This window comes from Agarivorans sp. QJM3NY_29, from assembly GCF_050870835.2.
GTDB lineage: Bacteria > Pseudomonadota > Gammaproteobacteria > Enterobacterales > Celerinatantimonadaceae > Agarivorans.
In genome coordinates this window covers 4,550,672-4,562,502 of record NZ_CP194036.2, presented here as the reverse complement: position 1 = coordinate 4,562,502, position 11,831 = coordinate 4,550,672, and the positions used below count along the sequence as shown (strand labels likewise).

The 11,831-nt window shown below is 45.3% G+C and carries 8 protein-coding genes; 6 read left to right on the top strand and 2 right to left on the bottom strand.

The window, feature by feature from the left end; genetic code table 11:
• Positions 1-335: 335 nt before the first annotated feature.
• Together gorA and ACRRS0_RS20765 are read right to left on the bottom strand one after the other, a co-directional pair.
• Complete coding sequence (gene gorA / locus ACRRS0_RS20770) at positions 336-1,682, bottom strand: glutathione-disulfide reductase (protein ID WP_432455701.1); 1,347 nt, start codon at positions 1,680-1,682, stop codon at positions 336-338.
• A gap of 60 nt (positions 1,683-1,742) precedes the next feature.
• The gene (locus tag ACRRS0_RS20765) at positions 1,743-3,758 is read right to left on the bottom strand and encodes an ATP-binding protein (protein ID WP_432455702.1); all 2,016 of its coding nucleotides are present in this window, start codon (positions 3,756-3,758) and stop codon (positions 1,743-1,745) included.
• 185 nt (positions 3,759-3,943) lie between these two features.
• Between ACRRS0_RS20765 and prlC the strand changes: the two genes are divergently transcribed.
• The 6 genes from prlC (at position 3,944) to livG (ending at position 11,819) form a co-directional block, all read left to right on the top strand.
• Positions 3,944-5,977 (top strand): oligopeptidase A, encoded by a 2,034-nt coding sequence (prlC, locus tag ACRRS0_RS20760; RefSeq protein WP_432455703.1) that lies wholly within the window; start codon positions 3,944-3,946, stop codon positions 5,975-5,977.
• An 82-nt stretch (positions 5,978-6,059) separates the two neighbouring features.
• Positions 6,060-7,145 carry a mechanosensitive ion channel family protein gene (locus ACRRS0_RS20755; RefSeq protein WP_432455704.1) on the top strand — a complete coding sequence of 362 codons (1,086 nt, stop codon included), beginning with the start codon at positions 6,060-6,062 and terminating at the stop codon, positions 7,143-7,145.
• Between the two features lie 498 nt (positions 7,146-7,643).
• Positions 7,644-8,762: a branched-chain amino acid ABC transporter substrate-binding protein gene (locus tag ACRRS0_RS20750; protein WP_432455705.1), complete on the top strand. Its 1,119-nt coding sequence runs from the start codon at positions 7,644-7,646 to the stop codon at positions 8,760-8,762.
• 101 nt (positions 8,763-8,863) lie between these two features.
• Positions 8,864-9,790, top strand: coding sequence for a high-affinity branched-chain amino acid ABC transporter permease LivH (livH, locus tag ACRRS0_RS20745; protein ID WP_432455706.1), 927 nt, complete (start codon positions 8,864-8,866; stop codon positions 9,788-9,790).
• Entirely contained in the window at positions 9,787-11,058 is a 1,272-nt protein-coding gene (locus tag ACRRS0_RS20740) for a high-affinity branched-chain amino acid ABC transporter permease LivM (protein WP_432455707.1), read from the top strand. Before livH ends, ACRRS0_RS20740 begins: the two co-directional genes overlap by 4 nt.
• On the top strand, positions 11,055-11,819 hold the full coding sequence (livG, locus tag ACRRS0_RS20735) for a high-affinity branched-chain amino acid ABC transporter ATP-binding protein LivG (RefSeq protein ID WP_432455708.1): 765 nt from the start codon (positions 11,055-11,057) through the stop codon (positions 11,817-11,819). The genes ACRRS0_RS20740 and livG overlap by 4 nt, the downstream gene beginning before the upstream one ends.
• Positions 11,820-11,831: the final 12 nt, after the last annotated feature.

Below are 11,831 nucleotides of genomic sequence, written 5' to 3'. Positions count from 1 at the left end.
TATTTTAAAGGTAGTCATGTTTTAGTTTGTGCTGGGGAGGCGTCGTACGTTGCATTACTTTTTATTTTTCTTGATTTTTGTGGATTGGTAAAAGTATATCAGGCTATTCAAATTTACTTTTAACCAAGGTTAATTTCCATTTGCTTCACGATGGGCAACCACCTTTAATCAGGTGGCCAAATTCACTATGCCACTACAGTTGGGAATTTCAAAATCAAAAGAATTAACGACGAAAACCATACTAGCCCCAAACCAATAGATATTTCTATAGGTCTAAGTATTAGTAGGTTTTCCAGAATCGTCAATTCTACAGGGTACTGTTTCCAGACCCTGATCTACATAGTAACAAATTCTTCTGCGCTGGTGGGGTGGATCGCGACACAGGCATCAAAGTCGGCTTTGGTTGCGCCCATCTTCATGGCAACACCAAATCCTTGTAAAATTTCGTCCATGCCTAGACCTATCCCATGCAGACCAACCACTTTTTGTTCTTCACCGGCACAAATCAGTTTCATCTTGGTCATTTGACGATGCTGAGTGACCGCTGTGTACATCGCGGCAAAGCTTGAGTTGTAGACTTTGACATTATCCGCACCGTATTCAGCAATCGCTTCAGGTTCGGTTAAACCCAAAGTGCCGATGGCTGGGTGACTAAAGACCACAGTAGGGATTAGTTGATAATCCATTTTAGCTTCAGTTTTTCCGTTAAATAAACGTTCCGAGAGCAAACGTCCGGCTTTGACGGCAACTGGGGTGAGTTCTACCTTACCGATATTATCGCCGACAGCGTAGACGCCCGCTGCGGTGGTATTTGAGTAGTCATCGACCTGAATGTAACCGCGTTGATCAACTTCAACGCCAGCCGCGGCTAGGTTGATATTATCGGTGGCGGGTTCACGGCCAATCGCCCATATAACGCAATCCACTTCGATGTTGTTGCCATTCTCAAATTTAACATTCAAGCTGCCATCAGCTTGTTTTTCGATGGATTGTGGTACGCTATGGGTGTGCAGCGTTGGGCCGTCCTCCGCCATGATTTCGACCAGCGTTTCACTAAGCATTGGGTCAAAGTTACGTAAGGGCGCGTGCTTACGCACCGCTAAATGAGTGTCGCTACCCAGTGAGTGTAAAACACCTGCCAATTCAACCGCGATGTAACCTGCTCCGAGTACCAAGACTCGTTTAGGTTGCTCTGTTAAAGCAAAAAATCCATCGGAATCGATGCCGAGTTCGGCGCCAGGGATTGCGGGGATTGAAGGACGACCGCCAGTGGCGATGAGAATGTGTTTGGCACGGATTTGTTCGCCATTCACTTCCACGGTATTCGCATCTACAAACTTTGCAAAGCCATTGATAAGTGTGACCCCATTGTTACCCAATACGCGGTCATAGGAACCATGAATTCGTTTGATGTAGGCTTCTCTGCTGGCAACTAAGGTTGCCCAATCAAATTGATTCACTTGTAAATCAAAGCCGTAATCAGGTGCATAGCGATGAATAGCTTCCGCGACTTGGGCACCAAACCACATGGCTTTTTTAGGGACACAACCTACGTTCACGCAAGTACCACCTACATGACGAGCTTCAATCAGCGCCACTTTTTGGCCGTACATTGAGGCGCGATTGGCTGAGGCAATACCGCCGCTGCCTGCGCCAATGCATAGGTAATCATATTCTTTCATTGAGAAACTCCGTGTAGGACAGATATGTTGCAGCAGTATAGCCTGTAGCTGTATCAGATGTTAATCAGCTTTTGTGACCTGTTTTTGCGATTGATAAGGCAAACGAATGAAGAACTTAACCCCTTCATTTTCCTTACTATCGAAGGAAATATGGCCTTTCAGTAACTGCACCACGAGATTATAAACGATGTGAGTACCTAAGCCGCTACCACCTTGACCGCGTTTAGACGTGACAAAGGGGTCGAAAATACGATTTACAATACTACTCTCCACCCCACGACCAGTGTCTTGATAATCGAGATGGAGTTGTTCACCTTCCCGGTAGATGTGAATATTGATTTGTTTTTCGCCGTCCCATTCCTCAAAGCCATGTTTAATGGAGTTGAGGATTAAGTTTGAGTAGATCTGGGTAAAGCTGCCTGGGAAGCTATAAAGTTCTAAATCGTTGGGACAATCCACTTTGATCGTGCAACCAGAACGACGAATTTTATGGCCTAAAGAGGTGATCACCTGATTGACATTTTCGTTGAGATTAAAGGTGTAGCAGGCTTCGGAGCTTTGGTCGACGGCAACTTGCTTGAAGCTACTAATCAAATCAGAGGCACGACGTAAATTGTTCAGCAATAACTCAGTCGATTGCTGTAAGTTACTGATTAGCTCTTCCATATAGCGACGGCTTAACTTGCCAGTTTCAATGTTCTTTTCGAGTTGTTTGCCTTGCTCTTGTAAGTAAGATGCGGCAGTGACACTAATGCCTATTGGGGTATTAATCTCGTGAGCGACCCCAGCCACCAAGCCACCTAAGGAGGCCATTTTCTCGGCTTCCACTAAGGATTGTTGTGCATTTTTAAGTTTATCGAAAGCACTAGCGAGCTGGAGATTACTCTCCTCTAAACGCTCGGTTCGTGACTTTACTTTTTGTTCCAACTCATCGTTGAGGGTTTTTATTTCTTTTTCAACCCGTTTTAGTGGAGTCACATCATAGCCAAAGGCGATCATGCGAGAGACATGATTGCCTTCGTAAAAGGGAACAAAGGTCCATAGTAAAGTATATTGATTGTTCACCTGATCGGTGAGCGTTAATTCTTGATCTTGGATCACCCTTAACTGTCGGAGATCGGCTTCAATTTTGTCGCGCCGGTCGTTGTCGACAAATACACTCAGCCAGTTTTGGCCGATTAGTTCTTCTTGATGAAAGCCGGTGAGTAGCACACCAGCAGGGTTCACGGTTAATACGTTGAGTTGATTGTCTAAGGTCACAATCACCGCATTACTTGAGTTGATGACGGTTGCGGAGAAGTCTCGCTCATGAGCTAATTGCTCGGTGGCTTTTAATTTTTGGGCAAATTCGTGGTCAATTTTTCGGGTCATTTGGTTGAGAGTATTGACCAATTCGCCCAGCTCATCGTTGCGTTGTTTACCGTTAGCATTAATTTTTAGTGGTGCGCCTAGATTGTCTAGGTCTAGGTTGCGGGTGTAATCCACAATGGTATTGATGTGGCGAACAATCACGTAATAAATGATGAATAAAATACCGATGGATACCACGAGGGTTTTCACGGTTTGGCTAATGAGGATCAGCATCGCTTTTTGCCATAAGCGCTCATACACCTGTTCCAAAGAGGCGGCGACAAACAGCTTTCCAACCATCTCGTCTTGATAAATAAGATCAAATTCCTGAGATAGATCATATTGGTTGGTTGAACGTCCACGTGCTAATAGTGGGACTTCAGAAGAACCTAAGATTTCTTTGACCAATACATATTGCATGTTAGGCAAGTTCATAATGCCTTCAATTTGTACCTCGACTTGTTCTTCATCAAGGTTCCATAAGCTGGCTGCAATTGGTTGTAGAAAACTGACTTCAATCTGATCGATACTTTCCTCAATGACTTTCACATCTTGCTTGTAATCGTAATAAAGTTGAATCAGGGTGATGATCAGAGCAAGCAGGGTGGAGCAGATAAGAATGTAGGATAACATGCGCAAGGAAAGGCTGTTGGCTCCTTTATTTAAAGCTAACTTTTTCCACAGCCCGTGATCACTAGTCTCTGTGGATTGAGAGTTATTATCCATGTATAAGCGAGTCCTGTTGGTCTAAGTATCGTTAAACCAAGAAAGCATATTATTCCTTTGAGAAATCATAGTCTAAATCGAGGCTATGTGAAACGTCCAAATCGTGAGGGTGGGTTGATTTACAAATAATTAACCCCAAAATATGTTATTTATAGCTAATATATCTTCAGTTTTAAGGATCTTTTATGAGTAACCCTTTACTTGATTTACCCGGATTACCCCCGTTTAGCAAGATTAAGCCAGCGCATGTGCAGCCTGCGGTAGAGCAAGTGATTGAAGAATGCCGAGCGACGATCGATTCGGTGTTAAAAGAAGCCACGCCTACTTGGCAAAATTTTATTTTGCCTCTCGATGAAGTGAATGACCGCTTAGGTCGTTTGTGGTCACCGGTTAGCCACTGTAATTCGGTAGTCAATAGTCAGGAGCTACGCGAAGCTTATGAGTCCTGCCTCCCGCTACTGTCTGAGTACAGCACCTTTGTTGGCCAACACAAGGGGCTTTATCAAGCCTATAAAAGCTTAGCCGACAGCCAAGCGTTTGCTGATTATAATTTAGCCCAGCAAAAATCGGTTACAGATGCACTACGAGACTTTGAATTATCTGGTATTGGATTGGAGGCTGAGCAGCAACAGCGTTACGGTGAAATAGTGAAACGCTTGTCGGAACTCTCATCACAATTTTCCAATCATGTATTAGACGCTACTCTGGCTTGGCAAAAACATATTACCGAATCTAGCGAATTAGTCGGGCTACCGGATTCGGCCTTGGCTGCCGCCAAACAAGCCGCTGCAGCAAAAGATTTAGAGGGTTATCTACTCACGCTGGAGTTCCCGAGTTACTTACCGGTGATGACTTACGCCGACAATCGTTCGCTACGTGAAGAAATGTATCGAGCCTTTAGTACTCGCGCTTCTGAACAAGCAAGCACTGAGCAGAAATTTGATAATAGCGGACTAATTGATGAAGAATTGGCACTACGTCATGAGTTAGCCCAGCTGCTTGGCTTTGCCAGTTACGCGGATAAGTCACTCGCCACTAAAATGGCTGAATCTCCAGCGCAGGTATTAGGCTTTTTAGAAGACTTGGCTGCACGCTCTAAGCCGCAGGCGGAGCGAGAGTTAGCCGAGTTGCAAGCTTTTGCCAAACAGTATCATGGGGTTGATGAGTTAGCGGCTTGGGATATAGCCTACTATTCAGAAAAATTAAAACAGCATACCTACGCTATTTCCGATGAACAGTTACGCCCTTATTTCCCCGAAAATCGAGTATTGAGTGGTCTGTTTGAGGTGGTGAATCGCCTATTTAAGGTGACAGTGAGTGAACGGCAGGGAGTTGATACTTGGCACCCAGACGTTCGTTTTTTTGACATTAGTGATGATAGTGGAACGCTGCGCGGTTCTTTCTATTTAGATTTATATGCACGCGAACATAAACGTGGCGGTGCTTGGATGGATGGTTGTATCGACCGCCGAGTGGATGTAGATGGACAGTTGGTTAAGCCAGTCGCTTATTTAACCTGTAACTTTAATAAGCCTGTGGGCGATAAACCAGCCTTATTCACGCACGATGAAGTGATTACTTTATTCCATGAGTTTGGTCACGGCATTCACCATATGCTGACCAAGGTGGATGAAGCGGCGGTATCGGGTATTAATGGTGTGGCTTGGGATGCGGTTGAGTTACCGAGCCAGTTTTTGGAAAATTGGTGTTGGCAGAGTGAGGCTTTAGCCTTTATTTCTGGGCATTATGAGACGGGCGAGCCCTTGCCGCAGCAGATGTTAGATAAAATGTTAGCGGCACGTAATTTCCAGTCGGCGATGACGATGGTGCGCCAACTCGAATTTTCATTGTTTGATTTCCGTTTACATTATGAACTCGCAGAGGGTCGCAGTGTGCAGCAGCGTCTGGATGAAGTGCGCCAACAGGTTTCGGTGATCAATCCTCCGAGTTTCAATCGTTTCCAAAATAGCTTTAGCCATATTTTTGCTGGTGGTTATAGCGCGGGTTATTACAGCTATAAATGGGCCGAGGTCTTATCTGCTGACGCATTTGCAAAATTTGAAGATGAAGGCATTTTCAATGCTGAAACGGGTTTACAATTCTTGCATAACATTCTGGAGAAAGGTGGTTCGCAGCAACCGATGGAACTGTTTAAGGCCTTTAGAGGGCGAGAACCTAAGGTAGATGCCTTACTTCGTCATTCGGGGATTGCTGCTTAGCCTCATTTTGATGTTTTAAGTTAGTTTTATGACGCGGCTTAGGCCGCGTTTTGTTTGTCTGAGATTAGAACTGGATGAAGCTATGTTTGAAGATATCGCGCTGTGGTTAGAACACGAACAAGCCGTATTAGCGACCTCGAATTGGTGGTTTGACGTATTGGTTGTGTTGGGACTGACCTTAGTTGCTTTTGTTATTTGGCGTATTTTTGCGGGACGTTTAAGCCGTTTAACCACTAAAACCAAGACCGTGTGGGACGATGCAATTTGGTTTTCATTATGGAAGCCGATTAACTGGATGATCGCGGTGGTGGGCTTGTCTTTAGTGGCAACCGCGTTTGCCAAGGCTCTAGGATCGGACTTACTGCCGATGATCCCGGTGCTGCGCCAAGTGATGATGGTGTTTCTATTGGCTTGGGTCGCGATGCGCTTTGTGGGTTGTGCAGAGCAGCAGTTGATCAGCAAAGGTAAGGATAAAACGACGGTACAGGCGGTGGCGAAGTTGTGTCGTGCCAGTGTGATTATTATATTGCTGCTAGCCGTTTTTCAAACCCTAGGCTTCAGTATTTCCGGGGTGCTAGCCTTCGGCGGTATGGGCGGTTTGATTGTCGGTATGGCCGCTAAAGATTTACTCGCTAACTTTTTTGGGGCCTTGTTGGTGTATTTTGATCGGCCCTTTAAGGTCGGTGATTGGATCCGCTCACCAGATCGCAGCATTGAAGGAACGGTTGAAAAAATAGGTTGGCGGGTGACGCAGATCCGTACCTTCGATAAGCGTCCCTTATATGTGCCTAATTCGGTATTTTCTAGTATCGCGGTAGAAAACCCCAGCCGGATGAGCCATCGTCGAATTAAAGAAACCATCGGTTTGCGTTATGCTGATGCGGCGAAGCTAGGCAAAGTGGTGAGTGATGTCGAAGCGATGTTACGTCAACATCCGGAGATTGATACCAATCAAACTTTGATGGTGAACTTCGATAGTTTTAACGCGTCTTCTCTCGACTTTTTTATCTATACTTTTACTAAAACTACCGATTGGGTTTTTTATCATCAGGTAAAACAAGATGTGTTGAATAAGGTGGTTGATATTGTGCTTGCCAACGGTGCCGAGTTTGCTTTTCCTACGCGAACCCTGCACCTTGCGAATAATGAACCACTTAATTCAAAGTAAATTCAGTCATCTTGCTTCATAAATGAATGCAGCTGCATTCATTTATGTGTCATTCGGCTGCATAGTTATTCTTTTTACTAGCCTAAATCTTCAATAAGCAGAACGGCAAAATAGCCTAATCTAGTGGTGATAAACACTCTGACGGTATTTTTATGCTGTAAAAATCCAATAAAGCTCTTCAAAAATTAGTTATTTAGCAGGCTTGCAGTATATTTAGAAAAAATAAGACTAAAATGCTTAATTTAGATCTATTTGTAGCTCATTTTACTGCTTATGTAGCAAAACTATCTGCATGTGGTCTGGATGAATTGATAGCTGTGGTTGAATAAGTTGTCAAATCCTCTGCCGCTAGGGGGGCTACAGGAACGTCGACTTGTTAAAGGCCTTGTGTATAGGGTAAAACATCAGCCAACGGGGTGAGAATAGCATCCAAGGGTTGATGCGCCGAACTCCTGCAAACACACAATAGATAACAAAAAAGCTAACATGGAGTTTCTAATGACTAAATGGACAAAATCAGCTTCCGGCTTGGCAGTTTCGCTAGCCCTATTTGGCGCGGTATCAGTAGCGCATGCTGCCGACACAATTAAGATAGCGGTTGCGGGGCCTGTAACTGGGCCTGTGGCACAATATGGCGATATGCAATTTACCGGTGTTGGCGTTGCGGTTGATTTACTTAACCAAGCGGGGGCCTTAAAAGGTAAAAAAATTGAAGCTGTTGTCTACGATGACGCATGTGAGCCGAAGCAAGCGGTGGCGGTTGCCAACAAAATTATTAACGACGGCATTAAATATGTAGTGGGTCATTTGTGTTCTGGCGCGACTCAACCTGCTTCAGATGTCTATGAAGATGAAGGTGTATTAATGATTACGCCCGCTTCGACTAACCCAGACATTACCACTCGCGACTATCAGTTGGTTTTTCGAACCATCGGTCTCGATAGTGACCAAGGACCAACGGCCGCTCGTTATATCGCGACTAGCGTTAAACCACAACGAGTCGCAGTGATCCATGATAAACAACAATATGGTGAAGGGATCGCCACCTCAGTGAAAACCGAGTTAGAAGCGGCGGGTGTGAATGTGGTTGCTTTTGAAGGTGTGACTGCGGGTGATAAAGATTTCTCAGCGCTGATTGCTAAGCTGAAGAAAGAAAAAGTCGATTTTGTCTACTACGGTGGTTACCACCCAGAACTTGGTTTGATCCTGCGTCAGTCCTCAGAAAAAGGCCTAGATGCCACTTTCATGGGGCCTGAAGGCGTTGGTAACAAAGATATTTCTGCTATTGCTGGCGCAGCTTCTGAGGGCTTGTTAGTTACCTTACCGAAAAAATATGACTTAGAACCGGCCAACAAACCAATCGTGGACGCCTTGGTGGCGAAAGGAGAAGATCCTACCGGTCCTTTCGTTTGGACTGCTTATGCGGCAATGCAATCTATTGTTGCTGGTGTGAATGGTGCGGGTGATGAGCCAGACGCTGTGGCGGCTTATCTTCGCGCTAATACTGTTGACACGGTCATGGGACCACTGCAGTGGGATAGCAAAGGCGATCTTAAAGGTTTCGATTTTGGTGTATTCACATGGCATGCCGACGGCACATCGTCTATCGCTAAGTAATTTGTGAATATCAGACCGGCTAGTGTCATCGGCGCTAGCTGGTCTCTTCTGTTTTAAAAGACACTTAATTAATGGCTTCAAGCCATTAGATTGGGATCGTTATGTCTGAGCAATTTTTCTATTTTTTTCAACAGTTAGTCAATGGACTAACGGTTGGTAGTACCTATGCCTTAATCGCCATTGGTTACACGATGGTGTATGGCATTATCGGCATGATTAACTTCGCCCATGGTGAAGTGTATATGATAGGCAGTTATGTCGCCTTCATCGTATTGGCTGCCTTATCGCTGATGGGCTTGGATTCCCTGCCGATTTTATTATTTGGTGCTTTTGCCATTAGCATCATTATTACCAGCGCCTATGGTTGGACCATCGAGAAAGTGGCTTATCGGCCAGTGCGTGGTGGTAACCGCTTGATCGCTTTGATTTCGGCGATTGGGATGTCTATTTTCTTGCAAAATCTGGTGCGTTTATCTCAGGGAAGTCGTGATATCGCGATGCCGAGTCTGATTACTGGCGGCTGGACATTTGGCCCTGACGACGGCTTCAATTTAACCATTTCCTACATGCAAGTGGTGATCTTTGTGGTGACTTTCCTCACGATGATCGGGTTAACGGCCTTTATTACCCATTCGCGAATGGGACGTGCCTGCCGTGCTTGTTCTGAAGATATTGGTATGGCCAATTTATTGGGGATCGACACCAATAAAGTGATTTCCTTAACCTTTGTGATTGGGGCAGCCTTAGCGGCGGTGGCAGGAGTGTTGTTGGGGATTTATTACGGTGTTATCAATCCCTATATCGGTTTTATGGCTGGCTTAAAAGCCTTTACTGCGGCGGTATTAGGCGGTATTGGTTCGATACCCGGAGCGGTTGTTGGAGGCTTGTTGTTAGGCATTACTGAAGCGATTACCGCTGGTTACTTTAGTACCGAGTATAAAGATGTGGTTTCCTTTGGTTTGCTGTGCCTGGTGTTACTGTTCATGCCAACGGGCCTGTTAGGAAGACCGGAGGTTGAGAAAGTATGAGTAAGCTCAATCTCCCCGGAGCATTAATCTCCACCATTACCTTTATGTTGTTGGCTGGATGGCTGTTAGGGATCCGAATGGAACCTAGTAGCAGTGGACTTAATCTGGCGTTGGCCGAGCCACAACATCTAAAGTGGCTATTTATTGGTTCGGCGGTGGTATTTTTTAGTCAGCTATTTCACCCCATGCTGTTTGGTAAAGCAAAGTTAAGACGCTCGGCGAATAAGTTTAATTTTAAACTACCGAGTCCCGAGCAAAGTCCTAAGGCTTATCGTTTGTTGGTCTCGTTCGCCTTAGCTGGGGCGATCATCTGGCCCTTTATTGTTAGCCGTGGTTCGGTGGATTTAGCGACTTTAACCCTCATCTATGTGATGTTGGGTTTGGGACTGAATGTCGTGGTGGGCTTAGCCGGTCTGCTCGATTTAGGTTATGTCGGTTTTTATGCGGTAGGAGCCTATACCTATGCCTTACTGAGTGCCGATGGTTTTGGTTTTTGGACTTGCCTACCAATTGCCGGCGGCATGGCGGCACTGTTTGGTTTCTTATTAGGTTTTCCGGTATTGCGTTTACGCGGTGATTATCTAGCCATTGTGACCCTCGGCTTTGGAGAAATTATTCGTTTATTGCTGAATAACCTTACCGAGTTAACTGGCGGACCTAACGGTATTAGCGGTGTACCGAAGCCAACTTTGTTTGGTTTGGAATTTAACCGTCGCCTAAAAGGTGAAGGTTTTGATACGTTCCATAACTTCTTTGGTATTAGTTATAACTCAGAATATAAGGTGATTTTCTTATACTTGATGGCGCTACTTTTGGTCGTGCTTACGGTGATTGTGATCAATCGCTTGTTAAGAATGCCGATTGGTCGGGCTTGGGAAGCACTACGTGAAGATGAAATTGCCTGCCGTTCTTTAGGCTTAAATCCAACGGTGGTTAAGCTCAGCGCATTTACCATTGGTGCTGCTTTTGCCGGTTTTGCTGGTAGTTTTTTCGCGGCCCGTCAGGGCTTTATTAGCCCTGAGTCGTTCACCTTCATCGAATCTGCGATTATTTTAGCAATTGTGGTTTTAGGGGGAATGGGATCGCAAGTTGGAGTGATTTTAGCCGCGATTATCATGACGGTGTTACCAGAAATGGCGCGTGAGTTTAATGAGTACCGAATGCTGATGTTTGGTTTAATGATGGTATTTATGATGGTGTGGCGCCCCCAAGGTTTATTGCCAATGTCTCGACCTCATATTCAGTTAAAAGAGGGAGCTAAGGCATGAGTCAGTTGCTTGAGGTGAATGGCCTCACCATGCGTTTTGGTGGTTTATTGGCGGTGAATAATGTCGCGCTGAAGCTCAAAGAGAAAGAAGTGGTATCGGTGATTGGTCCCAATGGTGCGGGGAAAACCACGGTATTTAACTGCTTAACCGGTTTCTACAAACCCACCAGTGGACAAATTTTATATCGAGGCGAAGCCTTACAAGGTTTGGCCGGACACCAAATCGCCCGGAAAGGCATTGTGCGTACCTTCCAGCATGTACGTCTTTTCAAAGATATGACGGTGGTAGAAAATCTGTTGGTGGCCCAACATCGTCACTTGAATACCAACTTTATTGCCGGTTTATTAAAAACTCCAAATTTTAAGAAGAGTGAAGCGGAGGCCTTAGCGTTTGCTGAATACTGGTTAGACAAAGTTCAGTTGACTGAATTCGCCAACCGTAAGGCGGGTAATCTGGCCTATGGCCAACAGCGTCGTTTAGAGATAGCTCGTTGTATGGTAACCCGTCCCGAAATTTTGATGCTAGATGAGCCTGCGGCAGGCCTTAACCCTAAGGAGACTGATGATTTGGATCGGCTGATCATGGATCTGCGAGCCAATGAATCGGTCTCGGTATTGCTGATTGAGCACGATATGAAATTGGTGATGGGTATTTCAGATCGGATTTACGTGGTTAACCAAGGTTGTCCCTTAGCGAATGGGACACCGGAAGAGATCCGCAACAACCCTGAGGTCATTAAAGCCTATCTGGGTGAGTTTTAAGGGCGAGGCAAA

Excerpts from the sequence above, each read along its gene's own strand:
- prlC (WP_432455703.1), top strand. The coding sequence starts at position 3,944 with ATGAGTAACCCTTTACTTGATTTACCCGGATTACCCCCGTTTAGCAAG.
- ACRRS0_RS20755 (WP_432455704.1), top strand. The coding sequence starts at position 6,060 with ATGTTTGAAGATATCGCGCTGTGGTTAGAACACGAACAAGCCGTATTA.
- livH (WP_432455706.1), top strand. The coding sequence starts at position 8,864 with ATGTCTGAGCAATTTTTCTATTTTTTTCAACAGTTAGTCAATGGACTA.
- gorA (WP_432455701.1), bottom strand. The coding sequence starts at position 1,682 with ATGAAAGAATATGATTACCTATGCATTGGCGCAGGCAGCGGCGGTATT.
- ACRRS0_RS20750 (WP_432455705.1), top strand. The coding sequence starts at position 7,644 with ATGACTAAATGGACAAAATCAGCTTCCGGCTTGGCAGTTTCGCTAGCC.
- ACRRS0_RS20765 (WP_432455702.1), bottom strand. The coding sequence starts at position 3,758 with ATGGATAATAACTCTCAATCCACAGAGACTAGTGATCACGGGCTGTGG.
- livG (WP_432455708.1), top strand. The coding sequence starts at position 11,055 with ATGAGTCAGTTGCTTGAGGTGAATGGCCTCACCATGCGTTTTGGTGGT.
- ACRRS0_RS20740 (WP_432455707.1), top strand. The coding sequence starts at position 9,787 with ATGAGTAAGCTCAATCTCCCCGGAGCATTAATCTCCACCATTACCTTT.